26 protein-coding genes are annotated in these 26,893 nt (G+C 62.5%); 17 read left to right on the forward strand and 9 right to left on the reverse strand.

From position 1 onward, the window contains the following. The first annotated feature begins 60 nt into the window (after positions 1-60). The 4 genes from SU48_RS09030 to SU48_RS09045 all read left to right on the forward strand — a co-directional run bounded on the left by SU48_RS09030 (position 61) and on the right by SU48_RS09045 (position 2,857). Entirely contained in the window at positions 61-609 is a 549-nt protein-coding gene (locus SU48_RS09030) for a hypothetical protein (protein WP_231881586.1), read from the forward strand. Between the two features lie 103 nt (positions 610-712). After that, complete coding sequence (locus SU48_RS09035) at positions 713-1,207, forward strand: metallophosphoesterase family protein (RefSeq protein WP_064014968.1); 495 nt, start codon at positions 713-715, stop codon at positions 1,205-1,207. Between the two features lie 36 nt (positions 1,208-1,243). Then, positions 1,244-2,236 carry an MBL fold metallo-hydrolase gene (locus SU48_RS09040; RefSeq protein ID WP_064014969.1) on the forward strand — a complete coding sequence of 331 codons (993 nt, stop codon included), beginning with the start codon at positions 1,244-1,246 and terminating at the stop codon, positions 2,234-2,236. A 165-nt stretch (positions 2,237-2,401) separates the two neighbouring features. After that, entirely contained in the window at positions 2,402-2,857 is a 456-nt protein-coding gene (locus SU48_RS09045) for a hypothetical protein (protein ID WP_064014970.1), read from the forward strand. An 85-nt stretch (positions 2,858-2,942) separates the two neighbouring features. Here the strand turns inward: SU48_RS09045 and SU48_RS09050 are convergent, their stop codons facing one another. Together SU48_RS09050 and SU48_RS09055 are read right to left on the reverse strand one after the other, a co-directional pair. Beyond that, complete coding sequence (locus SU48_RS09050) at positions 2,943-4,073, reverse strand: citrate/2-methylcitrate synthase (protein ID WP_064014971.1); 1,131 nt, start codon at positions 4,071-4,073, stop codon at positions 2,943-2,945. 255 nt (positions 4,074-4,328) lie between these two features. Continuing rightward, a complete protein-coding gene (locus SU48_RS09055; protein WP_064014972.1) occupies positions 4,329-5,054 on the reverse strand; it encodes a hypothetical protein in 726 nt (241 codons plus the stop codon). A 325-nt stretch (positions 5,055-5,379) separates the two neighbouring features. On the opposite strand from SU48_RS09055, the gene ccsA reads away from it, so the two are divergent. The 10 genes from ccsA (at position 5,380) to SU48_RS09105 (ending at position 12,379) form a co-directional block, all read left to right on the forward strand. Beyond that, the gene (gene ccsA / locus SU48_RS09060) at positions 5,380-6,135 is read left to right on the forward strand and encodes a cytochrome c biogenesis protein CcsA (RefSeq protein WP_064015962.1); all 756 of its coding nucleotides are present in this window, start codon (positions 5,380-5,382) and stop codon (positions 6,133-6,135) included. Further along, on the forward strand, positions 6,128-6,298 hold the full coding sequence (locus SU48_RS09065; RefSeq protein WP_157451134.1) for a hypothetical protein: 171 nt from the start codon (positions 6,128-6,130) through the stop codon (positions 6,296-6,298). Before ccsA ends, SU48_RS09065 begins: the two co-directional genes overlap by 8 nt. Then, a complete protein-coding gene (ccmE, locus tag SU48_RS09070) occupies positions 6,295-6,771 on the forward strand; it encodes a cytochrome c maturation protein CcmE (protein ID WP_064014974.1) in 477 nt (158 codons plus the stop codon). Before SU48_RS09065 ends, ccmE begins: the two co-directional genes overlap by 4 nt. Positions 6,772-6,798: 27 nt before the next feature. Beyond that, a complete protein-coding gene (locus tag SU48_RS09075) occupies positions 6,799-8,796 on the forward strand; it encodes a heme lyase CcmF/NrfE family subunit (RefSeq protein ID WP_064014975.1) in 1,998 nt (665 codons plus the stop codon). A 163-nt stretch (positions 8,797-8,959) separates the two neighbouring features. After that, positions 8,960-9,532 (forward strand): TlpA family protein disulfide reductase, encoded by a 573-nt coding sequence (locus tag SU48_RS09080; protein WP_064014976.1) that lies wholly within the window; start codon positions 8,960-8,962, stop codon positions 9,530-9,532. Next, positions 9,532-10,011 carry a cytochrome c-type biogenesis protein gene (locus SU48_RS09085; RefSeq protein ID WP_064014977.1) on the forward strand — a complete coding sequence of 160 codons (480 nt, stop codon included), beginning with the start codon at positions 9,532-9,534 and terminating at the stop codon, positions 10,009-10,011. Before SU48_RS09080 ends, SU48_RS09085 begins: the two co-directional genes overlap by 1 nt. Continuing rightward, positions 10,008-11,057, forward strand: coding sequence for a c-type cytochrome (locus tag SU48_RS09090; RefSeq protein ID WP_231881587.1), 1,050 nt, complete (start codon positions 10,008-10,010; stop codon positions 11,055-11,057). Before SU48_RS09085 ends, SU48_RS09090 begins: the two co-directional genes overlap by 4 nt. Continuing rightward, positions 11,054-11,638 (forward strand): Rieske 2Fe-2S domain-containing protein, encoded by a 585-nt coding sequence (locus SU48_RS09095; protein WP_064014978.1) that lies wholly within the window; start codon positions 11,054-11,056, stop codon positions 11,636-11,638. Before SU48_RS09090 ends, SU48_RS09095 begins: the two co-directional genes overlap by 4 nt. 28 nt (positions 11,639-11,666) lie before the next feature. After that, positions 11,667-11,900, forward strand: coding sequence for a KTSC domain-containing protein (locus SU48_RS09100; RefSeq protein WP_064014979.1), 234 nt, complete (start codon positions 11,667-11,669; stop codon positions 11,898-11,900). Positions 11,901-11,926: 26 nt separating this feature from the next. Then, complete coding sequence (locus tag SU48_RS09105) at positions 11,927-12,379, forward strand: GNAT family N-acetyltransferase (protein WP_331710177.1); 453 nt, start codon at positions 11,927-11,929, stop codon at positions 12,377-12,379. A 67-nt stretch (positions 12,380-12,446) separates the two neighbouring features. On the opposite strand, the gene SU48_RS09110 is transcribed toward SU48_RS09105, so the two are convergent. Continuing rightward, positions 12,447-13,415: a vWA domain-containing protein gene (locus SU48_RS09110; protein WP_064014980.1), complete on the reverse strand. Its 969-nt coding sequence runs from the start codon at positions 13,413-13,415 to the stop codon at positions 12,447-12,449. Between the two features lie 224 nt (positions 13,416-13,639). Further along, entirely contained in the window at positions 13,640-13,939 is a 300-nt protein-coding gene (locus SU48_RS09115) for a hypothetical protein (RefSeq protein ID WP_064014981.1), read from the reverse strand. A 229-nt stretch (positions 13,940-14,168) separates the two neighbouring features. Here SU48_RS09115 and SU48_RS14180 point away from each other — a divergent pair, with 229 nt between their 5' ends. The 3 genes from SU48_RS14180 to SU48_RS09130 all read left to right on the forward strand — a co-directional run bounded on the left by SU48_RS14180 (position 14,169) and on the right by SU48_RS09130 (position 19,788). Further along, a complete protein-coding gene (locus tag SU48_RS14180) occupies positions 14,169-14,894 on the forward strand; it encodes a hypothetical protein (protein WP_157451135.1) in 726 nt (241 codons plus the stop codon). Positions 14,895-15,208: 314 nt separating this feature from the next. Next, positions 15,209-19,018 carry a methionine synthase gene (metH, locus tag SU48_RS09125; RefSeq protein ID WP_197474635.1) on the forward strand — a complete coding sequence of 1,270 codons (3,810 nt, stop codon included), beginning with the start codon at positions 15,209-15,211 and terminating at the stop codon, positions 19,016-19,018. Between the two features lie 92 nt (positions 19,019-19,110). Continuing rightward, positions 19,111-19,788, forward strand: coding sequence for a methylenetetrahydrofolate reductase (locus SU48_RS09130; RefSeq protein ID WP_231881720.1), 678 nt, complete (start codon positions 19,111-19,113; stop codon positions 19,786-19,788). 125 nt (positions 19,789-19,913) lie between these two features. Here SU48_RS09130 and SU48_RS09135 read toward each other — a convergent pair whose 3' ends face one another. The 5 genes from SU48_RS09135 to SU48_RS09155 form a co-directional block, all read right to left on the reverse strand. Further along, a complete protein-coding gene (locus tag SU48_RS09135; RefSeq protein WP_064014985.1) occupies positions 19,914-21,203 on the reverse strand; it encodes a DUF4139 domain-containing protein in 1,290 nt (429 codons plus the stop codon). Between the two features lie 227 nt (positions 21,204-21,430). Beyond that, positions 21,431-22,837, reverse strand: a complete 1,407-nt coding sequence (locus SU48_RS09140; RefSeq protein WP_064014986.1) for an LGFP repeat-containing protein — start codon at positions 22,835-22,837, stop codon at positions 21,431-21,433. A gap of 213 nt (positions 22,838-23,050) precedes the next feature. Beyond that, entirely contained in the window at positions 23,051-24,376 is a 1,326-nt protein-coding gene (locus SU48_RS09145) for a DUF4139 domain-containing protein (RefSeq protein ID WP_231881588.1), read from the reverse strand. Between the two features lie 431 nt (positions 24,377-24,807). Further along, positions 24,808-25,839, reverse strand: a complete 1,032-nt coding sequence (locus tag SU48_RS09150) for an ABC transporter ATP-binding protein (protein WP_064014988.1) — start codon at positions 25,837-25,839, stop codon at positions 24,808-24,810. After that, positions 25,836-26,885, reverse strand: a complete 1,050-nt coding sequence (locus SU48_RS09155; protein WP_064014989.1) for an ABC transporter ATP-binding protein — start codon at positions 26,883-26,885, stop codon at positions 25,836-25,838. The genes SU48_RS09150 and SU48_RS09155 overlap by 4 nt, the downstream gene beginning before the upstream one ends. Between the last annotated feature and the right edge of the window lie 8 nt (positions 26,886-26,893).

Below are 26,893 nucleotides of genomic sequence, written 5' to 3' on the forward strand. Positions count from 1 at the left end.
GGTGGCTGTGGGCGAAAGAGGTGGACGCCCGCTAGGGTAGCCCTTAAGATGCGTTTCGTTATGAAGAAGATTCTCATGCTGACCGCGTTCGCGCTCGCTGGCCTCGCCGCTGCGCAGGACACCACCACTCCTACGGAAACCCCCACCACCACCGAAACGACGACTGAGACCACCACCACGGAAACCACCACCACCGAAGCCCCCATGATGGCTGCGATGAGCGCCAGCGAAGCGTTTGCCAAGGCGCAGGAATTCGCCGTGCAGGCCGACGTGGCCTACCCCGTCTCTTTCTATGACCGCACGCTCTGGAAGGCCGCCGTGGATTCCGCCTACATGGCCGCCAGCATGGAAGCCACCAACCGCGACTACAACGCGTACTTGGCCCAGCTGTACACCAAGACCCAGTGGTGGATCAACGCCTACAACGCTTGGGACAAACTGGGCGAACTGAACGACACCGAGAAAGAGTACGCCTCGCTGAGCGCCGCCAAGCTGGCCTTCTTGGCCCTGCAGCGCGGTGACAACGACGGCGCACGCGCCTACGTTGAGAAGGGCATGGCCTGGAAAGACAGCGCCAGCCTGCAAAGCATCATGAAGCGCCTGAACTGAGCTACTCCAGTTGAGCCGCTCGAATTGAGCCAATCTTCCTCAAGGCCGCGCCCCCTCACCGGGAAGCGCGGCCTTTAGTTTTTCTTTAATTAAAGGGGGCGGCATGCTGACTGGGGCTCTGAAGGTGCTGGTGATCTCAGATACGCACGGGCTCTTGCGCCCCGAAGTCGTGGCATTGGCGCATTCGGCAGACGCCATTTTGCATGCGGGCGACGTGGGGAAACCAGAGATTCTGGACACCTTGCGGGAAGCTATGCCGGGAGAAGTCCACGCGATTCGCGGCAACGTTGACCGCACCGCCCCGCTGAAGGCCCTTCCCGAAACCCTGCTGCTGGAACTGGGCGGAGTGTGGATTTACCTCCTGCATGACTTGACTCAGCTTGACCGAAATCAGCTTAATCTGGTGCCCGAGGTCGCGGGTATGCAAGTCGTCATCAGTGGGCATACGCATCAGCCCAAGCTGGAGGGGCGAGGCGGTGTGCTGTACCTGAATCCGGGTTCGGTGGGGCCGCGCCGCTTCCGGTTGCCTGTGGCTTGCGCGTGGCTGCATCTCAAGGGCGACCAGATCACGGCAGAGCCTGTCACGCTGGAGGTTTAAGGGCCGAATGGGGGCCGGGTGCTACGCTCGCCTCATATGACTGCCGCCGCGCCCCTGCTGACCCCCATCATCGGCACCTTGCACGCCTTGCAGGTGCCGATTCCTTACCCTATGAAGACGGTGACGGTACTGATCGATACGGGCGGCAGCCAAAGCCCGATAACGATGATCGACACGGCGCTGGATACGCCCGAAGCGCGGCAGGCCATAGAAGACGGCCTGAGCGAACTGGGGCTGCACTGGCCCGACATCGAGCGGGTCATCATCACGCACCATCACCCCGATCATTACGGACTGGCGGGCGTCATCGAGGAACGCAGCGGGGCGAGCGTGTTTATGCTGGACGTGGAAATCGGGCGAGGCGAGCGGTATTGGCACATGTGGGAAGACTGGCTGCCGGGACACATCAAGCACATGCAGGATCACGGCCTGCCGCCGGAACTGCTGGCGACGCTGGAGGCCGACAGCCGCCGGGGCCGCACCCGCGTTCAGCCTGCCGCCCGCGTACAGCCCCTGCGCGAAGGCCAACACGTCACGCTGGCGGGCCGAGAATGGGAAGTGCTGTGGCTGCCCGGTCACGCCGATGGACACCTTGGCTTATGGAACGAAACCGATTCGATTTTGATCGCTGGGGACGCCATTTTGCCGCGCATCAGCCCCAATATCGGTTTGTATGCGTACACGCGGCCCGATCCTCTGGGCGACTACCTGCAAACGCTGGGCAAGCTGGAAGCCCTGAATCCCCGCTTGGCTGTCGTGGGGCATCACGGCCCGGTGATGGACGGCGTGCAGGCCCGCGCCCGCCAACTCCGCGCCCACCATCACGAGCGGCTGGACTTTATTCGCGCCGAGGCCACCGCCGAGCCGCGTACCGCCTACGGCCTGTCGTTGGCGATGTTCAACCGCGACCTGAACACCAGTGGCCGCCGTTTTGCGCTGGCCGAAACGCTGGCCCACGCCGAGCATCTGCGTCTGTTGGGGCAACTGGCCCGCACTTGGCAGGATGGGGGGTGGGTGTATCACGGGTGACTGGGTTGTGGGAGGTGGGTTGTGGGATCTGGGAAGGGCGTCTAAGGGTCTAGGGTCTGAGGGTCTAAGGCAAGGGCAACCCTCTGCGCTCATTCACCCCCTCCCGTCTCACCGAATCCCGCCCAAGCCTCAGAAGGCTGACCTTCTCGGCTCTATACTCCGCGCATGACGGAACTGGGGCGCATCGTGAGCGCGTTGACGGCAACTGGACTGGCCGTGGAGACGATGGAAGACGGCGCACTGGTGCAGTACGGGGAAAGTCGGGTGGCGCTGTTTACTGAACCCGATCACCGGGGCGGCGTGCTGGTGCGGCTTCACCTCGACCTTGACCTGTTTGTGGAAGAAGAAAGCCTGCCTGACATTTTGATCGGCATGAACCTGATGAATCAGGGGCTGGATTACGGGGCGCTGATTCTCGACCCCGTTGAAGATGACGACGAGGACTCGCCCGCCGACGCGCCTGTGGTGGCTTTTGCCGTGTTGGGCCGCGCCGTGCTGTGGCTGCCCGACTTGGGAGCAGCCGAATTAGACCGCCTGAACGAACATCTGCGCCGCTTTGAGGCCGAGGTGACGCAGGTGGTGGAACGGACACTACACGGGGGCAAGGGCATGAATGCCTGACGACGGTCAGGGTTGAGAGTGAACAGATGAAGCAGGGCTAGAGATTCTAATTCTCTGGCCCTGCTTCTGGGTTGTGCTGCTGATCTTACCGGTCTTGCAGTTTCACGTAATGCGCGTCGGTGGCCCCGGTGTACACGGCGTCTGGGCGCAACAAACGGTTGTCTTTGGTGTACTCGTTCACGCTGGCGCACCACCCGCTGATTCGGGCCAGCGCAAAAATAGGCGTGAAGTATTCCTTGCGGATACCGAGGTCGCTGTACACGGTGCCGCTGTAAAAATCGACGTTGGGGTAGATGCCCTTGGAGCCGATGCGCTCCACCACCGTTTTCTCGATGGTTTCGAGAATCTGGTAGTAGGTGCTTTTACCCTCTTTGTTCGCCACATGCTCGGCGTAGTCGCGCAGCACACGGGAACGGGGATCGAAGTATTTGTACACGCGGTGGCCCACGCCCATGATCTTCTCTTTGCGGTCTAGCTTGCCGCCAATGTACTCGGCAGCCTTGTCGGGCGTGCCCACTTCGTCCAGCATGTCCATCACGGCTTCGTTGGCTCCGCCGTGCAGCGGCCCCTTCAGTGCGCCGATGGCCGACACGATGCAGGAGTAAGTATCGCTCAGCGTTGAAGACGTGGCGATGGCCGTAAAGGTACTGGCGTTCATGCCGTGATCGGCGTGCAGCACGAGTGCGATGTCGAACAAACGGGCCTGTTCGGGCGTCGGCTCTTTGCCGGTCAGCATGTACAGGAAGTTGGCGGCGTGCGTGAGATCCATGCGCGGCGCGACGATGGGCTGGCCCTCGCGGGTACGGGCGCTGGCCGCAATGATGGTAGACATCTGGGCAATCAGGCGCAAGCTGATGGCGTAGCGGCCTTCTGGCGTGGTGTCCTCGGCCTGTGGGTCAAACAGCGCGAGGTAGCTGACCGCCGTGCGGAGCGTCTGCATCGGGTGAGCGTGCTTGGGAAACGTGGCGATTTCTTCCACCAGTTTTTCGGGCAGGGCGCGGTTGGCCCGCAGGTCGGCGTCGAACTGCGCCAACTCTGCGGCGTTGGGCAATCGGGCGTGCAGCAGGGCGAAACTCAGTTCCTCGAAGGTACTGTTTTCGGCCCACTCCTGAATGGGAATGCCCAAATGGGTGAGGATGCCCTCGGTTCCGTTGATAAAGGTCAGCTTGCTCTCGGTGAAGAGGACGCCTTCCAGCCCCTTGGCGATATCTGTCATGTTGCGCCCAACATACCACCGGTCAGGGCCGGGGCGGTTCAGAAGCCCATCAGAAAGCCGGAGCGTCCCCGCTGTGGTGACAACACCCGGCCAATGAAAGGGGCCGATCCGGGGTGGACTGGCCCTGATATGGAGTGGAAATTGTAGGTGTGGAACGGTCTAAAGGTATAACGGTCAAGGCTATAAGAAAAGGCAAGTGCCCCAGTTGGCAAGTGTTCTTAGACCCTTCGACCCTTAGCCTGACCTATTCCCCCTCTATTCGCGGGCCACCAGAATCACCGCGCACCCGTCATGATCTGCCGTCGTTTCGGTGGCCGTATCGATCTTGGCCTTGAAATCTATGTAGCCCTTCTTCTTGAAGACGGTGTTGGCGGTCAGTTTGTCGGCAAAGTCTTCGCGGGCCACCATGAAATTGTTGAAGGGATGGCCGGGAGTGGGGAACAGCCGGAAATCTTCGCCGCTGACGGCCCCGATGAACACGTAGCCGCCGCTAGTTTTGACGGGGCCGAACATGCGCCCGTGATTGTTGCTCTGCCACCAGTGGCCGTCGCTGAACGCCTCGCCGTCGCCCTGCGGATACTGGGCGTACAGGCGGCCATTCAGGTAACCGGAGTAGCCCGTGCTGTGGCCGTTTTTGGGGCCGTAGCCCGCCTTGTTCATGCTGTCGAGCATGCGGGCGGTGGCGGCTTCAGGCGTGGGGGCAAACTTGTCGATCAGGATCACGTTGATGGGTTCGCGCAGGGTGCGGCCCTTGTATTTTTCGCCCAGCCACGTGGCGTTTTTCAGGTCTTTGGTGATCATCCACAGGCCCATGTCGCCCACGTCGTCTATGCCCTTAAAGATTTCGCCCGGGGCAGGCGCAAAGGTTGAGCGGTCAGGCACGGGGCCGCCGCTCTGGGCAGGCGCACAGGCATTCAGGAGCAGGACGGCAGAGAACAGGGCAGCGGTGGTCAGGGCAAAGGTTGGGCGGTTGGTAGGCATAGGCATTCCTTGGTTGATCGGGGATGGACTGGAGGAAAAATAGGGACGTTCCAGCGAGCGCGAAATGTAAAGTTTCTCACGGCTCCTGTGCCTAATTTACTGCACGGCGGTCTAGTTATTCAGCCTCCGGCACTGACCTTGCCCACTGCCCCCACCGGGGGACACTCGCACTTGGTATGTGGGGGCAAAAGCGGCATTCTGTGGCCGTAGGAAGCACAGTGGACAACAAGCTAGGGAACAACGAGCTACACGACAAGGATCGCCCGCCCGGTCAGGTATCACGGTAAAGCGCACAGGCGCGGGTCAGAATACAAGGAGCATGAAGATGAAAGACCGCGTGACTACCCCACTGGGGGCCGTAACCCTGCTGCTGCTGTTGGTGGCAGTGGGCCTCGGCCTCAGTTCGCCGCTGGACGTGAACCAAGGCTCCTTGGTGCGCCTGATGTTCGTGCATGTGCCCACCGCTTGGGTCAGTTACCTCGCCTACGGCGGCACGGGCCTGTTCGGGCTGCTGTACCTGATGACGCGCAAACGCCGCTGGGACAGACTGGCGATGGCCAGCGGAGAACTGGGCGTGCTGTTTACGGTGGCCACCATCGTGGGCGGAATGCTGTGGGCCAAGCCGACGTGGGGCACCTACTGGGTTTGGGACGCCCGCCTGACCACCACCGCCCTGAGCTTGGTGGTGTACGGCGGCTACCTGCTCATTCGCGCCATGATCGACGACCCCGAACGCCGCGCCCGCGTGTCGGCGGTGGTGGGCATCGTGGGCACGCTCTACATTCCGATCAATTACATGGCGGTGGAATGGTGGCGCGGCGTACACCAAACGCAGACGCTGAAGCTGCTGGGCAAAGTGCGCTTCGACGCGGCTCCGGTGTATGGCTGGGTACTGCTGGCTGCCACCATCGCCTTTACCCTGCTGTACCTCTACCTGCTGCGGGTGCGCGGCATTTTGGCCGCCCGCGACGAGGCCCGCGAGGAACGCGAACTGATGAACGATCTTCAGGGCGACGTGAGTGGCCTGACGCCGCACATCGCCGGACAGGGTGCCCAGCGTGGAGGTGCCCAACATGGATAAGTATTCGGTCTACGTGATCGTGGTGTATGTGGTGACGCTGGTGCTGCTGGGCGCGTACTTGGGCTGGCTGTGGCTCCGGCTGCGGGCGGCGCGGGATGAGGCTGAGCTGACCACACCAAGCCACCTCAAGTCTGCCCCAACCACAGGCCAGAGGCGCGGATGACCATGCCCTCCTCTCCCCCACCCTCATCACCGCTGCCGCCCGCCCGCCGCCGCAAGCGCAGCCCGCTGCCCGTGGCACTGGGCGTGGTGGCGCTGGTGGGTCTCACGGCTTTTATCGCCTTCGGCAACTTGGGCAAAAGCTTGGAATATTTTGTGACGCCCAGCGAATACTTGCAGCAACGCGACGAACTGGAAGGCCGCCCGATCCGCATTGGCGGGCTGGTGAAAGCCGTGCAGTACAACCCACAAACGCTAGACCTGAAATTTAATGTCAGCGACGGCGGGGCCAGCTTTCCCGTCACTTACAACGGCGCGGTCAGCGACCTGTTCAAGGAAGATCAGGGGGTGGTGGTGCGCGGCCAGTTCAGCGGCAACACCTTCGAGGCGCGTGAACTGGTGGTCAAGCACAGCGAGGAATACAACGTGCCCAAAACGCAGGCCGAGCTGAAAGACCTGTTGCAACGCTCCGAGTAAGAACCCAACCGTGAGGGCAGACTGCCAATGCTGAATCTGATTTCTTTTCAATCGAGTGCGCTGGGAGCGCTGGGCCAACTGGCGCTGCTGGCTGCCCTGGCCTTTACGCTGGCGGGCACGTGGCTGGCCGTACTGGGCGGCATCCGGGCCGATGCACGGGCCACCGAAGCGGCGCGCCGTTCCACTTGGGCCGTGTTCGCGCTGATGTCGCTGGCGATTATGGTGCTGCTCACGGCCCTCTTGCGAGACGACTTTTCGGTGCGCTACGTGGCCGAACACTCCATGCGGTCTTCTCCGACTTGGGTCAAAATAACCAGTCTGTGGGGGGCGCTGGAGGGCAGCGTGCTGCTGTGGGCGTGGATGCTGGCGGGCTTCACCTTCATTCTGAGCCTGACCTTGCGGCGCGATTCTTTGCGGCCTTGGGCGCTGGGAGCCATGTTCGTCAGCCTGCTGTTTTTCGTAGGCGTGTGCGCGACGGTGGCTTCGCCGTTTACGCCTGTGGCCTCGCTGCTGGCCGATGGGCGCGGCCCCAATCCGGCGCTGCAAAACCACTGGATGATGGCTGTGCATCCGGTCTTGCTGTACTTGGGTTTCGTGGGCCTGAGCGTACCGTTCGCCTACGCGGTGGCCGCACTCGTTACGGGCCGCCTCAGCGATCACTGGGTCACGGTCACGCGGCGCTGGACGCTGGTGGCGTGGGTCTTCCTGACCGCCGCGATTGTGGCAGGCGGCTGGTGGAGCTACGAAACGCTGGGCTGGGGCGGCTACTGGGCGTGGGATCCGGTGGAAAACGCCAGCTTCATTCCGTGGCTCCTCACGACTGCCTTCCTGCATAGCGTTCAGATTCAGGAGCGGCGCGGACTGATGCGCTCGTGGAACGTGTGGCTGATCGTGCTGGCCTATGCGAGTACGGTGCTGGGCACGTTCCTCAACCGCAGCGGCATCGTCCAGAGCGTTCATGCCTTCGCGGGTGGCCCGGTGGGGCCAGTGTTCTTCGGCTTTTTGGCCTTCCTGCTCATTGCCGGAATCGGGCTGGCCGCGTGGCGTGCGCCCCAACTGCGCGATGATGGAGATCCGCCTTCCGCCCTCAGCCGCGAGGGGGCCTTCTTGGCGGGCAACTGGCTGTTCGTGGTCTTTGCTGTGATGGTGCTGGTGGGCACGCTGTTCCCCACCTTCATCGAGGCTGTGCAGGGCCGCCGGGACGCCAGCGTGGGGCCAGCCTTTTACAACGCGTTCGCCATTCCGCTGGGCCTTGGCCTGATGCTGATGATGGGCGTGGGGCCGCTGCTGCCGTGGCGCAGGGCCGATGGGCAAACGTTTTGGCGGGCGCTGCGGCCCCTGCTGATCGTGGGCGTGGGTGCGGCGGCGCTGGCCTTCGTGCTGGGCGTGCGCGGTGCGGGCGTGCTGGGAACCATCGCGCTCTCGGCCTATAACCTGCTGGGGCTGGGGCTCCTGACCGCCCGCGCCCTGAAACAACGCCGCGAGGCCCGGCAAGTCGGCGGTTTCCTCAGTCTGGTACGCGAGCAACCCCGCCGGTACGGAGCCTACACCGCACACATCGGTTTGGTGGTCATGGCGCTGGGGCTGGCCTTCAGCGGCGCGTACCGGGGCGACGCTCAGGCCACCCTGAACACAGGCGCGGCCCCGAGAGCCTTGCTACACGAGCAATTGCAACTGGTGTCCCTACGCGAAGAACAAAAACCCTACGGAGCGAGCGCCATTGCGCGTGTGCTGATCGATGGCCGCCCCTTCGAAGCCCGCCTGAATACTTTCCGTCAGGCCCCCGGCACGCTGTTTCCTGCCCCCGCCGTGCGCTACGGGGCCATCACCGACACTTACCTCGTCCTCACCAGTATCGACCCGGCAGGCAAATGGGCCAGCGTGCGCCTGATCGAAAGCCCGTTGGTGTCGTGGATCTGGTGGGGCACCCTGATCGTCTGCCTCGGCGCAGGCTTGACGCTGGTGTCGCCCCGGCAGGTGGGGGTGCGGCGCATGGCGGCAGGGCTGGCTCCCGCGACGGATTAGGTGTTGGTGGTGGTCAGTACTAAGGGCGTCTAAGGGTCTAAGAACTGCAATCGCTGCGCTCATTCACCCCCTCTACTTCGTAGCTCTACGAGTCCCCGGCCCTCCCCCCTCTCCTGCGGAGCTTTGCAAGCCAAATGAGAGGGAGAATGCTAGAGAGAATCCAATGACCCACACTCCTCCATCCCAATCCACACCCGCTCCCGCTTGGCGGCGCTTCGTTCCGCCCCTGCTGGCGGCTTCGCTGGTGGCCGTGTTGGGCGTGGCCCTGCTCAGCCCCGCCCGCAACGCCACCGACGGCGGCCCGCTGGTGGGCAAACCCGCGCCCACGTTCACCCTGAACACGCTGGACGGCTCCAGCCTCAGCCTCGCTTCGCTGAAGGGGCGGCCCGTGGTGCTGAACTTCTGGGCCTCGTGGTGCGGGCCGTGCCGCGAGGAAGCGCCGCTGTTCCGGGAACTCAGTACGCGCCAGACGGCGGGCACGGGCCTAGCCGTCATCGGCGTGCTGTTTCAGGAGACCAGTGAAAAGAGCGCCCGCGACTTTATCCGCGAGTACGCGCTGGCCTATCCGAACCTGCAAGACCCCGGCATCAAAACGGGCATCAACTACGGCGTCAGCGGCATTCCTGAAACCGTGTTTATAGACGCCTCCGGCACCGTGCAGCACATGGATAGGGGCGGACTGACCCGCGAGCGGCTGAACGTGGGCCTAGAGAAAATTGGGGTGAAGGGGATTTGATGCGGGCTGTGGGAAAAGCCTTAGCGCTGGCTGTTGTGCTGAGTGCCTCTGCCTCCGCCGCCGCACCCCTCACGCCGCAGCAGGAAGCGCAGGCGCGGCAGATCGCCGTGAATATCCGCTGCCCCATCTGCACAGGCGTGCCCATCACCGAAAGCACCAACGACATCAGCCGCGAGATGCTGCGCGACGTGCGCGAGCAAGTGGCCGCCGGACGCTCGGCGCGGGACGTGTACGCCTACTTTTCGGCGCGGTACGGAGACTTTGTGCTGCTTGACCCGCCCAAAGAGGGCAGCAATCTGCTGTTGTGGGGTGCGCCGTTGGCGGCACTGGGCGGCGGCGGCGTGGTGCTGTGGCTGTTTTTGAGGCGCAGGCAGGGCGCGGCGGCTCCGGCTTCACAGGCCGAGCAGACCGCCGATGAACCCTTCGATTCCTTTTTGGCACAGGTGCGGCGCGATACAGGCCGGAGCGGGGGCGAATGATGATCCTGACTGTGTTGCTGCTGGCCCTGATCGTGGTGGCGGCGCTGGCCTTGGTGCTGGCCCCGCTGCGGCAGGCCACCCCCCCAGACCCCGACGCTCCGGAGCGCAACCGCCTGCTGGCCGAGCGCGACAGGCTGTATGGAGAGTTGGCCGCACTGCACGAAGACGACGCTAAACGCCCCGATCTGGAACGCCGCGCCGCCCTGACCCTGCGCGGGCTGGACGCCTTGCCGCCCGCCGTGCAGGGCAACCCGCAGCGCACGGGCCAACTGGCGCTGTTGGGCGTGGGTGCTATGGCCCTGCTGACGGTGGCCGGAGCCTTGACCTTCGTGCCGCGCTGGCAACTGGCCTCCCTGAACGCGGGCGAGGCCGAGAACGTGCAGGCCGTGCTGAAATTGCCTGACCTGCGCCGCACCGCTGAACGCACCGGAGAGAATGCCGATTACGTGGCGTGGGGCAAAGCCGCCTTCGATTCTGGGCAATACGATCAGGCGGTCACGGCCTACGGCAATGCCCTGAAGAAAAACCCCCGCCAGCCCGAAGCCCTGCGCCGACTGGGGATTTTGCTGCTGACTCGGGGCGACCAGACCGGGCAACAGGTCAGTGACAGTGATGCCGAACGCGCCACGCTGCTGATTCGCACGGCGGCGCAACTGGCCCCCAGAGAGGCCGAATCTCAGTTGCTGCTGGGCTTTGCGCTGGCGCGGTACGGAGAAGATAAAGCGGCGCTGACGGCGCTGGAAAGCTACCGCACGCTTGACCCCAAAGGCCGCGACGCCGACGAACTGATCACGGCCATCCGCGCCCGCCAGAACGACAGCGATCCGGCCCTGCGCGTGTACGCCGCCAGTTGCGCCAGTTGTCACGGCGCGGCGGGCGGCGGCGGCATCGGCCCCAGCCTGCGTGCCTCTAGCCTCACGCGGGAGGCCCTGAAACTGGTCACAGTCAACGGGCGCGGAGCCATGCCTGCCTACCCTGACCTGACCGAAGCCGAACTGAACGGCCTGCTTGACCTGATGCAGAAGTGGCAGAAAGAGCGCCAGTGAGCCGACTGGAAGGCCGCCGAATTCTGTCGCGCCGCGCCCTGCTGGAGCGGTGGTGGGTGCTGCCTGTGGCCGGAACGGTAGGCGCGTTCGGGTATATGGGCTGGTACGGTTCCCGCGTGCTGCTGGGCAAGCGAGGGGCGGGCGAACCGCAATTCGTGGCGGGAACGCCGCAACGGGTGGCGGCCCTTTCGCAGTTGGAACAGGACTGGGCCGAAGTGACCTTCACCTACGACAAGCGCCCCTGTACTGTGCTGAGAATCCCCCGTGCTGTTCTGGGCGGGCTAAGTGTGGATGAGCAGCACTACGCCGCCTATTCGCGCGTCTGCACCCATTTGGGCTGCGCCGTGAATCTGGTACGCGACACCGAAGTGCTGGCCTTTGCCTTCAATTACCGCCCGCCGCCGGAAGCCGATCATCCTCAACTGGGCTGCCGCTGCCATTACAGCGTGTTCGATCCGTTGCAGGCGGGAGAAGCCGTATTCGGCAAGGCGAACGGCCCGCTGCCCCGCGTGCGGCTGGAACGGCGCGGAGACGACTTGTACGCCGTAGGAATAGAACCCGCGCCAAAGCTGGGAGAGTAGATCAAAACTTGAAGAATAGAATGGGGCCATGAGCGTGCCCCTGCTGCCCGTCGATTCCAGCATGATGTCTCACGTGGGCTACGATCCGGCCACCCACACCCTGACCGTCTTGTTTGACAGCGGCAAATTGTACGAGTACAGCGGCGTAGAACCTGAAGTACACGAACGGCTGATGGCGTCTTCTTCCAAGGGCAGTTTTATGAGGAACGAGATTTTCGACTGCTACCCAGATCGCTTGGTCACGAAGCGGGGCCGCCGCTGAAGTCCCTGACCCTCACGAGCGGCGACGTGCAGACCGCCTCCGAGATTCTGATGGCCTCTGCCGCAGCACTGGCAGAGCGCGGGCAACCATTGTGGCCCCCGCACAGCCTGACGCCCGAACGTTTGGCGCGGCATTACCCTGATTCTGGCTGGCGCGTGGCGTGGCAGAACGGGCAAGCGGTGGGCACTTACGTCCTGCTGCACAGGGATGAGCTGTTCTGGCCCGACGACGCGCCCGGCACAGCCCTGTATCTGCACAAACTGGCGGTGCATCCCGACGCACAGGGGGGCGGCTTAGCGCGGTTGCTGTTGGCCGAAGCTGTACATGAAACACGGCGGCTGGGTATGCCTTTCCTGCGGTTGGATACGGCCTCAGACCGGGCCAAATTGCGGGGGCTGTACGACGACTTCGGGTTCCAGAATGTAGGAGAGCGGCAAGTGGGCGCTTACCATGTGGTGCTGTACAGCTTGGGTGTGTAATGAGCATCGGTATACAAGAGAAAAGCCCGCACCTCTTGGAAGGCACGGGCACAACACAATTTGAGATTCAGCGGACGGTGTAGCTGAACGGCACCTTCAGGCTGGCCGTCGCCTTGCCCGTGTCGGTAATGTCCAGCGTCAGGGTGCCCTCGATGGCGCTGCCTGTAGCCGGAGCAGCAGCCAGATTGATCTGCACGCAACCCTGAGCCGTGAATGCATTGTAGAGCTTGGAAAAGTAATCGTTCAGGTCGGCGCTGCTGATATTGCTGCGGAACAGGCCGCCCGTTTCACTGGCGATCCGCTCCATTTCACTGAAATTGATGGTATTGGTGGCGTCCAGCCCCACGGCGTACACCGGGACACTGTTGGTTTTGGCGTAGGCAATGGCCTGATTTGCGGTGTTGCTGCTGGCATTGTCTATGCCGTCGGTCAGGGCCAATACGATGGGATTGGTGCGGCCAGACTCTTTGGCGACTTTTACAGCGTCGACAACGGCGTCGTAAAAGTTGGTGCTGCCGGAAGCGTAGGTGGCCTTGTCTATGGCCGTATTCAGCAAGGCCTTGTCGCCTGTCATGGCCTGCTGCAACCGGCTGGCCAGCAGTCCGGCGCTGGGGGTGCTGCTGGCCTCGAACGACAGCACGGCGGCCTGACTGTCTCCGGTGAGGCGGTCTACAAAGGCTTTGGCCGCCAGCTTGCGGTTCTGGGCTGGGTCGGTGCTACTCATGCTGCCCGTCGCGTCGAGGCTGACCGCTGCCGTGACCACGTTCTGGGCCGTAATTTGCCCGCATATGCTGGCGCTGCCCGTGACGCCAGGGGTAGTGAAGGCCACGCTGGGATTGCTGATCTGGCCCGTGCCGACCACCGCCGTTCCGTTGAGGGCCGTGACTCCGAATTGAATAGAAGTGGCGTTCAGCACACGCGTTCCGTTGATCTGTACTGCTGTCGCCGCCGGAACGCTGGGCACATCTGGGCGGCAGGAGGCCAGCGTCAGCAGGGCGGTGGTCAGAACAAGGGCCGACTTATACAAGTGCGTCATGGTAAAACCTCCGGGAATCTTTCAGAAGCAACGTGTTCTGGAACTGGGCCAGGCTGGTTTGGGCAACATCTCAACCGTCCAAATCTGCGCGGCAATGGTCACGGCCAACAATTTCCCCCTCTAGGCGGCCCGTTCAGTCTGATCTGGCCTGCTCTCCTCACGCCACCTGACCTCATCTTCCGCAGCCGCCATGACCGCAGCGTGACCGCTTACGCCCTGCCTGCTCAGCCGCCCCGGCCCACCAGTTCGCTGCCCTTCAACACCGTGCGTTGAAAGGTGTGCAGAGCGTCTACCTGAGCCTGCATCTGGGCCACACTGCCCCGCACCAACTCGAATTCGGCGGGCGTTGTCCAACCGGGGCGCGGAATGAGTTTCAGCAGGCGCTCCAGCGAATCGGACGCGGCCAGTTCGCGCAAGCTGACGCGCAGGGCACGCACTTCACGGGTCAGCGTTTTGAGGTCGTGCGGGGTGGCTGGAAGCTGAGGTTGAAGCTGGGTAGGTGCCGGGGTGCTGGATACAGTCATGGTCTTTCCTCCAAGGGTTGCATTCGGCCCGCGCCTGCCGCGCCATCTGGGTTGGCTTGTTCCGCTTTGGCCCGCGCCTGAACCCATCATCGGCAGAGGGCGTGATCAGGCCATGATCAGACTCCGGCCCATTGGGGAAGCTGTCTCACTGCTGCCGACGACGCAGCAAGGTTCATTCCTGCATCTTGTGGAGGAGGCTGGGTTCAAGTTCAGCGAATATCCTGTTCATATGCGGCCTGCTCCCAACTTAGTGCTGAGCTTCCTGACGGCATTTGCTCTGAGCTCGGCACAGGCCGCCGCACCAATTGACGCGCCTTCCTGTCCTGCCGTAGCCGTTCCCAAGCGGCATTCGCTCCTGCTGACTTCGGTACTGAACAACAGTTGCCTGACCATCACCCAACTTCGCCGCCCGCAGTTTCTGATGCAGCTCCGAATAACCGTGACCCATCTGTCGGGGAATAGACGTTGGTCAAGGGCAATAGACGGCAATCTCTTCCCTGAACCTGTTCAAGCTCAGGATTGGGGAAGAGATCAGCAACTTCTGTGGTTAGAAGTCACATCAGGTTGGGAGATGTGGCAGAAGGTCAATATTGGATTGGATATACAAACGGGCGAGGTCTTGTGGAAGGCAGCTGGGACGCTCAGACTTCAAAGTAAGGACTTCTTTGTGGTGCAGCATGTCACAGGAACTGGCCCGTATCAGGATTTGAAAATCTTGACGCTGGAGATCATAGACCGGAAAACATTGGCGCGGGCTGTGCGTGATTACCTCATCCCGAATCGTCCGGGCTGTGGCGACACCACCGATTTCGTGCGAGAAGACGCCGCTTACATCGAATCTTGGTTTGACGGTTCATTTTTGTATGCACGCCGCAAAGATGCTTGCGGTGTCTTTGTGGCCCGCTTCGATTGGAAGCTAGGGCAGTCACCGCCGCCGATCATCAGCACGCCCTAACCTGTCTGACCCATGCTCTTTTGTCCGGCCCCCGCCGCGCTAGACTGCGCCCACGTCGTGCCTCCCGCACGGCCATCCCACAGAGCGCCCGAGGGACTTTTTCTGCCCGGCGACGGCGCGGCAACCGGCCTTCATCACGGCATTCGGTGCCCCAAAAGAAGAGGCTCGCCGCAAGCAGTGCCGACGATGGCGCGGCGGCGAGCAGATGGCCCACGAAGCGGCGCAAAGAGAGCGCATACGTTGTAGATGCGGGCGGCCCACACGCAGCCGACCCGACTGAGCTGTCCCACAGGGGATGTGCAGAGGTGATGAGAATGCAGAGCAACAACAAACGCGCACACGCGCTCCTGACAGAAGCGCAGCAACGAATTTTGGTTTTAGACGGCGCGTGGGGCACCATGCTTCAGCGGGCCAACCTGACGGAAGCTGATTTCCGGCTGCCCGACGCCGACCCGTTGCGGATGTACCGGGGCAATTTCGACTTACTACAACTGACCCGGCCCGACATTATCCGGGGCGTTCACCACGCCTATTTCGAGGCAGGCGCGGATATTGCCTCCACCAATACTTTCAATTCCACGACCATCAGTCAGGCCGATTACGGCACCGAACGCTTGGCCCGCGCCATGAACGAGGCGGGCGCACGGCTGGCCCGCGAAGTGGCCGACGAATTCGAGGCGCTGGATGGGCGGCCCCGTTGGGTGGCCGGAGCGGTGGGGCCGACCAACCGCACCGCGACCTTATCCCCCGATGTGGAGCGCCCCGAATTCCGCAACGTGACGTTTGACAGTTTGGCCGAAGCCTACGGCGACGCCATAGAAGGCCTGATGGTGGGCGGGGCCGACCTGCTGCTGATCGAAACGGTGTTTGACACGCTAAATGCCAAAGCCGCGCTGTTTGCCTGCGAAACCGTGTTCGAGCGCGTGGGCCGCCGCCTGCCCGTGATGCTGTCAGGCACCATTACCGACGCTTCGGGCCGCACGCTGAGTGGGCAAACGCCCGAAGCCTTTGCGATCAGCACGGCGCACGCCAACCTGTTTAGCCTCGGCCTGAACTGTGCGCTGGGGGCCGACCTGCTGCGTCCCCACCTGCGGGCCATTGCCGCCAGCACCGAAACCCTCGTCAGCGTGCACCCCAACGCGGGCCTGCCCAATGCCTTCGGTGAGTACGATGAAACCCCCGAACACACCGCCAACGTGCTGGCCGAGTTTGCCCGCGACGGACTGGTGAATATCGTGGGTGGCTGCTGCGGCACTACGCCCGAGCATATCCGCGCCATTGCCGACGCCGTGGCCGGAATCGCGCCCCGCACCGCGCCGAAGCTGCCGCCCTTCCTGCGCCTCAGCGGGCTGGAAGCACTGACGATTACACCCGAAATCAACTTCGTGAACGTGGGCGAGCGAACCAATGTCACGGGCAGCCCGCGCTTCTCCAAGGCGATTTTGGCCGGAGACTACGACGCGGGCCTCAAAATTGCGCGGCAACAGGTGACGAACGGCGCACAAATCGTAGACGTGAATTTTGACGAAGGCATGCTGGACGGCGAGGCCGCGATGGTCAAATTTCTGAACCTGCTGGCCGGAGAACCCGACATCTCCCGTGTGCCGCTGATGCTCGATTCCAGTAAGTGGGACATTCTAGAAGCGGGCCTGAAGCGCGTGCAGGGCAAGCCCGTCGTGAATTCCATCAGCCTGAAAGACGGCGAGGAAACCTTTCTGGAACGTGCCCGGTTGTTGCGGCGCTACGGGGCGGCGGCAGTGGTCATGGCCTTCGACGAGCAGGGGCAGGCCGACAATCTGGAACGGCGAATAGAAATTACTTCTCGCGCCTACAAGTTGCTGACTGAACAGGCCGGATTTCCGCCGCAGGACATTATTTTCGACCCCAACGTGCTGACGGTGGCGACTGGAATCGAGGAGCATGACCGGTACGCGCTGGACTTTATCGAGGGCACGCGCTGGATCAAGGCCAATCTGCCGGGGGCGCTGGTGTCGGGCGGCATTTCTAACGTGTCGTTCAGCTTCCGGGGCAACAACCATGTGCGCGAGGCCATGCACGCGGTGTTCCTGTACCACGCGATTGATGCGGGGCTGGACATGGGCATCGTGAACGCCGGGATGCTGGCCGTCTACGCCGACATAGAACCGGAGTTGCGCGAGGCCGTGGAGGACGTGATTCTGGCCCGCCGCCCGGACGCCACAGACCGCTTGTTGACGCTGGCCGAGAGCTATAAGGACATCAAGCGCGAGGCGACGGCGGTGAGCGCGTGGCGGGAACTGCCCGTGACCGAACGCCTGACGCACGCGCTGATTTCGGGCATCACCGATTACGTGGTGGACGACGCCGAGGAAGCCTACCGCCTGCTCGGATCGCCGCTGGCCGTCATTGAAGGGCCGCTGATGGACGGCATGAACGTGGTGGGCGACCTGTTCGGGGCCGGGAAAATGTTCTTGCCGCAGGTGGTCAAATCGGCCCGCGTGATGAAGCGGGCGGTGGCCCACCTGACGCCGTACATGGAAGCCGAGAAGCAGGAGGCCGGGGGCAAAGGCAAGGTGCTGCTGGCAACGGTGAAAGGCGACGTACACGACATCGGCAAGAACATCGTGGGCGTGGTGCTGGCCTGCAACGGCTATCAGGTCACCGATCTGGGCGTGATGGTGCCCACCGAGCGCGTGCTGGACGAAGCGGCGAGGTTGGGCGTAGACATCATCGGCCTCAGCGGACTGATTACGCCCAGTTTGGATGAAATGGTGACGGTGGCCCGCGAAATGACGCGCCGGGGCATGACCCAGCCCCTCTTGATTGGCGGAGCCACCACCAGTCGCGCCCATACCGCCGTGAAAATAGACCCGGCCTACGGCGGGCCAGTGGTGCATGTGCTGGACGCCAGCCGCGCCGTGACGGTCACCGCCGACCTGTTGGCCGACCCCGTGGCCGTGCAAGACCGAATCCGGGTTGAATACGACGCCCTGCGCGAGCGGCACGGAGACCGTCAGGTGCGCCTGATTCCCATAGAATCGGCCCGAGAACGTGCGCCCCGGCTCTCCCCCGCCCTGCCGCCCGCGCCGCGCCAACCCGGACGCCAAATCATCGAACAGCCGATCAGTGGCTTGCTGGATTACATCGACTGGACGCCCTTTTTTATCGCCTGGGAGATGAAGGGCATCTACCCCAACATTTTGACCGATCCCCTGCGCGGCGCGGAAGCCCGCTCACTGTTTGCCGATGCTCAGGCACTCTTGCGGCGCGTGGTGGACGAAGGATTGCTGACGGCGCGGGGCGTGATCGGGCTGTGGGCTGCCGAGCGCGATGGCGACGATATTCTGGTGAACGCTGAGCAGCACAGGGATTCTCTGGATCATCACACGCATGAGGTGGCGGCGGGGCGAACCCCTCTGGCCCACCTGACCCGGCTCCACACCCTGCGCCAACAACGCGACCAAACCACGCCCAACACTGCCCTTGCCGACTACATCGCGCCCGCAGGCGACCACATCGGAGCGTTTGCCGTTGCCATTCACGGAGCCGAGGAATTGGCGAAGGCGTTCGAGGCCGCGCACGACGATTACAACTCCATTCTGGTGAAAGCGCTGGCAGACCGCTTGGCCGAAGCTTTTGCCGAAAAAATACACCGCGATGTGCGCATGGACTACTGGGGGTACGCGGCAGACGAAGCGCTGGACAACACGGACTTGATCCGCGAGCGCTACGACGGCATTCGCCCCGCCCCCGGCTACCCCGCCCAGCCCGACCACACCGAAAAACGCACCCTGTTTGCCCTGCTGAATGCCGAAGAAGTGGGCCTGACGCTGACCGAATCCTGCGCGATGTGGCCCGCCGCTGCCGTATCGGGCGTGTACTTTGGACATCCAGACGCCCGTTACTTTGCGGTGGGCCGAATTGGACGCGACCAGATAGAGGACTACGCCGAGCGCAAAGGCTGGCCCGTTGAAGAGGCCGAGCGTTGGCTGGGGCCGATTTTGGCCTACGACCCGGCGGGCACGGCGTCTAAGGGGCAAGGGTCTAAGAGTCTAAGCACGGCGCAAGACAAGGCGGTGGGGATTCTTAGTCCCTCAGACCCTTCGACCCTTAAACCAATTTCAGCAGCGGGTGGCGCACAGTGAGCCAAAGTTTTGCGACTGGGGCTTCACCCCAGACCCGCGTCTCCATCGAACTCGTGCCCCGTTCCCGCTCTGGCTTGCGGGCCGAATTGGAGATGGTGCGGGAGCATCTGCCGGGCATAGATACCATCAACATTCCCGATTTCCCCCGCTTTTCCACCCGGTCTTGGATGGGCTGTGCGATGGCGCGGCCCCATCACCGGGCCATTCCGCATATCCGGGCCGTGGACATCAACCCGCGTGAGCCGTTGCCGATGCTGGACACGCTGACCGCGCACGGCATCACCGAAGTGCTGATTATTACTGGCGACGCGCCCGCCGATATGAGCGCCAAAGTGTACGACGTGGATGCTGTAGACGTGATTCGCCGCTTTCGGCGCGAATTGCCGGACGTGCGGGTATACGCGGGCCTCGATCCGTACCGTCAAAGCTTTGCCCGCGAGCGCGATTACCTAGAGCGCAAGCTGGACGCGGGCGCGGTGGGCTTTTTCACCCAGCCTTTTTTTGACCTGCGCCTAATGGACGCCTACGCCGACCTGATGCCGGAAGGCGCGGACGTATGGTGGGGCGCGACCACCGTGACCACCGAGCAGACCCTCAACTACTGGCGGGCCAGAAACCACGCCGTGTTTCCCCGCAGCTTCGAACCGACGCTGGAGTGGAACCGTACTTTTGCCGCCGCCGCCCTGGACTTTGCAAGGGAACGCGCCCAGCACGTGTATTTTATGCCGGTGAAGGCCGATGCGCGGGAGTATTTGGAGGGCATTGTTTAGGGCAGTGAGTAGTCAGTGGAAACAGCAAAAGGGCCAGTCGCAATGGACGGCCCTTCTTGTTTAGTTTTAGATCAGCGCGTGGGAAAAATGATCAAGCATTCTCTTTGGCGACGCTCCACCTTCCCTCAAGAATTGTCGATCACCAGCACAAAGCTCTTGCTTGCTTTGCCATTGGCAGGAACATCCACCCGCAGGTTCGCTACGCCCTGATTCTGCACGGCTGGGGCGCTGTCGATGATGATGCGGCGGCCCCCGGCGCGTTCGGTCACCTCGGCGCGGATGGCGCGGTCTTTACTGCTCTCGAAGGCGTAGGTCACGCGGTAGGTGGTGCGGGTCACGTTGCCTTTGCTGTCTTTTTGCTGGTTCTGCGTTTCCACGCTGCGGGTGTAGCGCACGTCTGGGTCGTTACCGAGGCTGAACTCCACGTTTGCCCCCTTGCCCGTTTCGGGGATGGTGGTCTGGCCTACGATACGGCCATCTTCGCGCACGGTCAGGCTGCCGCTGGGCAGGCGTTCATCGGCCTTGAAGCGGTAAAAACGGTTCATGGTGCCCGTGGTGGGCTGGGTGTTGAAGAAGAACGTCAGGCCGACGAACCGCTCGAAACTGGTGAGTTTGGGCGTCAGGAACGGCAGCGTGACCATGCTGCTGGCAGGCAAGGTAAATGGGGCCGACAGATCGTAACGGGTCAGGCCGCGCAGTTCGCCCACCGTATTGATTTTGGGAGCGGCAAAATCAGCCGAGGCCGCTTCCGCCCGCTGCATCATCATTGGCGCGGCAGGCATGGGCTGGCCGTCCTGCACTTCCACGTCTCCGGCGTACAGTTCGGTGTTTTGCACGTTGTAGGGCAACTCGGTGCCGTTGCGAATATCCGCCAATGCCGAGAGTTGAGCCCCGGCACTGCTGGCCTTCAGGGTAAAGCGCGGCGACCAAGTGACGGCCCGCGTGAGGTAGCTCAGCGTTCCGGTTGCGCCGCTGGGCACCGTGTAGGTCAGCGTTTGCGTGGGCGACTGCGGATTCAGCGGGGGCAAGTCGCTGAAGCTGAGATCGCTGTAAGGCACGTTGCGGTAACGGCCCTGCGCGTCCCGAATCAACAGATCGCGGGCGCGGATCAGGGTCACGGTTTCTATCTTGTCGCCCGTTCGCAGGAACACGGGTTTGCCTTCCAGACTGGTGAGCCAGTTGGCTTCCTGCTTTTGCACGGCGCTGGAAAACGCCACGCCGTCCAAGTCCAGCGAGCCGGGAATCACGCTGTTCCACGTTTCCTGCGGCAGATTCACGCTGAGGGTGGTTCCAGTCGCCTTCACGGTTTCGCGCACTTCCGAGAAGCTGGGGTAAATGCGGAGATCGGCGGCGGAAGCCGAACCAGTTGCAAGAGCGAGTGCCATCGTCAGACTGTAGGGCAAATTGGATTTCATGGGCTTATCCTTACGCCGCCCCGAATATGAGATGTGAGAAACACAGTCAGACGGGCGACAGATTCGTAGAGGGGTTGCGCCAGCAGTCGTCTGGCAGGCCAAAAAACAGCGTTTTGCGTGTCGGCTTACCCCCATTGCCACCAGAACAGAGCCGAGGCGACATGAACAGACACCCAACGAACAGACACCCAGAGCAGTTGGCCCTGAATGTCTGTCTGTGCGCGGCTCTAAATCTTGATGTTATCCAGCATGTTCTGTGCGGCCACCGCTGCAAAGCGGCCCGCCAGATCAGGGCGGAAATACAACGTGAGGCCGCCGTCTTTCATCACTTTGAAACTGAGCAGGCCAGCGGCGGCAGGTACCGTTCCCAGCCGAATCGGGCTGGCGAAGATGGCGGCCAATTTCTCGCGGAGGGCTTTGGCCACGTCTCCTACGCCAATCCCAGCAAAGTTGCTGACGTGGATATTGATGACGCCTGCCTGCCGCGCCAGCAACGTCACCTCGCGGCGGGCGTCCGGCTGCGGGGTAGAGACGAACTGCACCGGAATCGTGACCTCGAAATTGGGATCGGGAACGAACCAATGCCCACTGCTGATCTCGCCCGACACGCGGTAGGTGACGACGCGGTTGCCGCTGCGGGTGAAATCGTAGGCGGTGTCGCTGATGCCCACGACGACTACCGAATCGATTTGCACGCGGGCGTCACCGGATGTACGGCTGCGGAAGGCGGCGTCGAAGGCAGCCAGCACGCCTGCGCCGCCGAGGCTGGCCGTCGCGGGTTCGACTACCGCGTTGCCTTCAAAAAAGATCACGCCGTTTTGAAAATCGCTGTACCACTGCCACGGAGTTTGGCTGATGTTCAGTTCGTCGCTGGTGGGATAGCCGGATGCGCCGCGCTCCCAGCCCGTTTGTGCCCAGCGTGCGCGAATGCCGCCCCGGACTTCCATCGGGCCGGTGCGGGGGTGCCAGTAAATGCTGCCGTTGCCGCTGAAATGGTTGTAGCGGCCCACACCGTCAGGCGTGGTGGTCTCATCGGTGGCGGGCAAAAACAAGTCGCTATTGGGGCCGCCCTTGGCGTCGTATTTGCGCCGAATATCGCCGTGAACCTCGTGCGCTCCGGTGGGCGGCGAATAATAAATGTCGCAGTTCTGGTAGCGCCTGCGGTGGCCCCCGCGCACCGGCTCGCAGCCCGACACCGCCGCACCCGTAAAACCCGCGCCCAGTGCTGCTGCTTTGGCGTCTATATTGGCGCACGGATCGTTTTCACTGAGGGCCAGATTGCCCACTGCCACCGTCATATCGGCAAAATCGCCGCCCTCGTCCGTGTTGCGAACCCGCAGGCTGAAAGTGCGGTTCTGCCCGCTGTTCACCACGCCGCTGAACTCGGCCCGCCCGTCCAGATCGCCCGTATTGACGCTGGTGCCCTCGTACAGCAGCGCTTTGCCTGTCACGTTGACCGCGCCCCCGGCTTCTTGACGGTAAGTCACGCGCAGTTCTACACGCACCTCACCGCCGCATTTGCCTATGGTCAGGTCTTCACGCTGCGGTGTGCCCGCGTCCAGCACCAGCGTGCCGCCCCGGTTGATGCTGGCGTGTTCGTTGCTGCCAAAGGTTTCGTCGTCCGTGATATGCATGCCGACTGTGTACGTCACCCTGTTTTGCATACGCTCTCCCGTGCGCGGCCCACCTTTGAATGAGGAACAGGAGCAAGGTCGGCCCGCATGCCTGTTGTAAGCCTGCGGGCATGATCGCGGCATGATCGGCGGCAGCATGATCAGCGGTAGAGACAGCAAAAAACCGCCCCCGGAGAGGCGGCTGGGATGCAAGTCGGACTCTGTATTACTGCATTACTGCGGCAATTCCACCGTATACGACTTGGAAAGGCTCCCCCCGGCAGGCAAGTCGAAGGCAAGCACGGCAGTGGCCGAACCCGTTGCAGTTTTGCCGTCCAGCACCACCTGAGCGCCGTACACTTCCTCACGCACTTCGGCCCGTCTCGGCTGCGCCTGCTCGTTTCGCAGCGTGTAGGTGACGCGGTAGGTGCGGCTGCCCCCGCCCAACAGCCCGCGCTGCACGTTCTGAATGGTCACGCTGCGGCTGTAGCGCACGTCCGGGTCTGCGCCCAATTCCAGTACGAATTCCGTGTCCTTCGCCAATTCACCGACACCGACTTGACCGGTCAGGCGGTCTTCTTCCAGCACGCTGACCACACCAGCGGGCAAACGTTGATCGGCCTTTAGGCGGTAGGCGCGTTGCAGAGTGCCCTCGGAGTCGGTGGGCTGAAATCCCGTGTTCAGGCGGGAAAACGGCTGAAACATGGTCAGGGCAGGCTTCAGAAATGGCAGCGTGACTGTACTTTTGGCAGGCAAGGCAAGCGGTTGGGTCAGGGCAAAGCGGTACAGGCCGCCCAATTGCCCCTGAGAGACGATGTTGCCCATGACCGGCGTCGACATAGCCACAAACCCAGAGTTTCCCCGTACCGTGTCGAAATCGAGAGACGGCTGAGATTGACCCAGCCGCACGTCTCCAGCGAACAGTTCGGCCCCAGAAGCCTGCACCACCCCATCTGTGCCGTTGCGCATGTCTGCCAGCGCACTCAAGTCGGCCTTTGCTGCTGCCCCAGTGCCAACGATATTCAGCGTGTAGCGCGGTGTCCAACTCAGGGCGCGGGTGAGGTAAGACAGCGTTCCCGTTCCCGGCTGCGGCAGGGCAAAGGTCAGTGTTGGCGTGGCGGCTTCGGCGTTCAGCGGCGGCAATTCGGGGAAGCTCAGTTGGGCCAGCATGACCCGGCGAAACTCTCCGGCCCCGTCCTTGACGGTCAGATCGGCGGCCCGGATCAACGTCACAGATTCGGCTTTCTCGCCCGTCACGCCCGTTCTGAGGGTCAGGGTTTTGCCTTCCCAGCGAGCTAGCCACGCGGGGTCTTGCCCCTGCACCGCGCTGCTAAAGGCCAACCCGCGCAAGTTGACTGTACCGGGAATGACGCCCGCCCACACCGCTGGAGATAGCGAAACGCTGAGGCTGGTGCTGGCCGCGCTGACGGGTTCCTGCACTTCGGCAAAGCTGGGATACAGCCGCAAGGTGGTCGCCTGCGCTGCCGAGGCCAGAGCAATGACCAGAGTGACGAAGCCCAGTTTCAATCGCGTTGGCCGGAAGGTGTTTGAAAGTTGCACGCCCCCACCATGCCACGATTCACCTGACGGGGAACGCGGAAATGAGCAGGAGGGCAAGGCACTAAACACCTTGAAGGCTTGGCAGATCAATCCCCCCCGTTGCTACGCAACGCCCCACCTCAAGGGGAGGACTACAGCATTTGTCACAAGAATGACCGAGCGAAGCGAGTGAATTTTACCCAGCAGGACGGAGAATGGAGCTACCGAAAGTCTCTTTTTTCGATGGCGTAATTCGGAGAACTGCTCTAAAAGCTTTTGCGCCCCCCTTAACTGGTACAGCCCGAAGGGAGGGGGGCTGGCTGCGAAGCAGACTGGGGGGTCTACTCAGCATCGTCCTTTACTGAACCACCTTAAACTTTGCCCACCCCATGATCAGCGGTAGAGACAGCAAAAAACCGCCCCCGAAGAGGCGGCTGTCAAGTCATGCAGACTTACAGAATATCGTCGCGGATACAGGCTTTGAAGTGATTTGGGGCCACTTCGCGCAGTTCGGGGATCACGTTGGCGCACTCGGCAATCGCGTAGCGGCAACGGGTTCGGAACACGCAGCCACTCGGCGGATTGATCGGGCTGGGAATGTCGCCTTCCAGAATAATCCGCTGGCGCTTGATGGTGGGGTCAGGCACTGGAGCCGCCGACAACAGCGCTTCGGTGTACGGGTGCTTGGGGTTGTTGTTCAGCTCGCGGCTGGGCGCGATTTCCATGATTCGGCCCAAGTACATCACGATAATTCTGTCGCAGATGTACTCCACCACAGCCAAATCGTGAGCGATGAACAGCACTGTGAGGCCCAGTTCTTCCTGAAGGTCTTGCAACAGGTTAACGACTTGGGCCTGAATCGACACGTCGAGCGCCGAAACAGGCTCGTCGGCCACGATGAAGGCCGGGTCTACGGCCAGCGCACGCGCGATGCCGATGCGCTGGCGCTGACCGCCGGAAAACTCGTGGGGGTAGCGGCGCATATGCTCGGGGCGCAGGCCTACTTTTTGCAGCAGTTCCGCGATTCGGTCTACACGGGCCTTGCCGGGGTGCAGGTTGTGAATCTGCATGGCCTCACCGATGATGTCCGAGACGGTCATGCGCGGGTTCAGCGACGCGAACGGATCCTGAAAGATGATCTGCATTTCGCGGCGGTAATCGCGCATCTGGCCTTTGCTGAGCTTGGTCACATCGGTGCCGTTGAACAGCACTTGCCCGCCCGTCGGCTCGATCAGGCGCAGGATGGCGCGGCCAGCGGTGGTCTTGCCCGATCCCGACTCGCCCACGAGGCCCACCACTTCACCGCGTCCGATCTTAAAGGAGATGTCGTTGACGGCCTTGACGTTACCCACCACACGGGACAAGAGGCCGCCGCGAATGGGGAAGTATTTTTCGAGGTTGTTGACTTCCAGCAGCGTATCGCCGGTGGTGGGCATGTTGCGGCGGCTGCCACTGGCCGACTGAACAGACGTAGGAGAAGTCATGCGCTCACCTCGTGCTGCTGGGCCTGATCGAACTCGCGCCAGCGAATGCAGCGGGCCATATGGCCGCCTCCAGTGTCCTCAAGGGCGGGCACGGCTTTGCTGCAATCGGGTACGGCAAACTTGCAGCGCGGCTCGAAGGCGCAGCCTACAGGCAGGTTCAGCGGGTTGGGCACGTTGCCGGGAATGGCTTCTAGGCGGCCTTTCGGCTGTCCGGGTACATGCACGTATTCGCCGGGACGCGGAATAGAGTTCAGCAGGCCCATCGTGTAGGGATGGCGCGGAGCCTTGAAGATTTCCACCACGTCGCCTTCTTCCACCACGCGCCCACCGTACATCACCACCACGCGGTCAGCCATTTCGGCCACCACGCCGAGGTTGTGCGTGATGAACAGAATGCTCATGCCCACTTCGGATTGCAGCTTGCGCATCAAGTCCAGAATCTGGGCCTGAATGGTCACGTCAAGCGCCGTCGTCGGCTCGTCGGCAATCAGCAGGGCGGGTTTGCAGCTTAGGGCCATGGCGATCATCACGCGCTGACGCATGCCGCCCGACAACTGGTGCGGGTACTCGTTGACGCGCTTTTCGGGGGCCGGGATGCCCACGAAGCGCAGCATGTCGGTAGCCACCACCATCGCGTCTTTTTTGTTCTTGTTCTGGTGCAGCATCACCGCCTCGGCAATCTGATCGCCCACCGTGTACACGGGGTTCAGGCTGGTCATGGGCTCCTGAAAAATCATGGAAATGTCGTTGCCGCGAATCTTGCGCATCTCTGCTTCGGGCAGCGTCACGAGGTTCTTTTGCTTGCCGTCTTTGCCGGTAAACAACACCTCGCCTTCCACGATTTTGCCGGGGGGCATCGGAATCAGGCGCATCACGCTGAGGCTGGTGACGCTTTTGCCCGAGCCGGATTCGCCCACCACAGCGAGGGTTTCGCCTTTGTTGATGTGGAACGTCACGCCGTCAACACTTTTGACGACGCCGTCGTCGGTGTTGAAGTACGTCTTGAGGCCGTTGACGGCCAGCAGAACTTCACCCTGGTGGGTCATTTCTTCTC

The sequence above is a fragment of the Deinococcus puniceus genome, assembly GCF_001644565.1.
In the GTDB taxonomy this organism is placed as follows: Bacteria; Deinococcota; Deinococci; order Deinococcales; family Deinococcaceae; genus Deinococcus; species Deinococcus puniceus.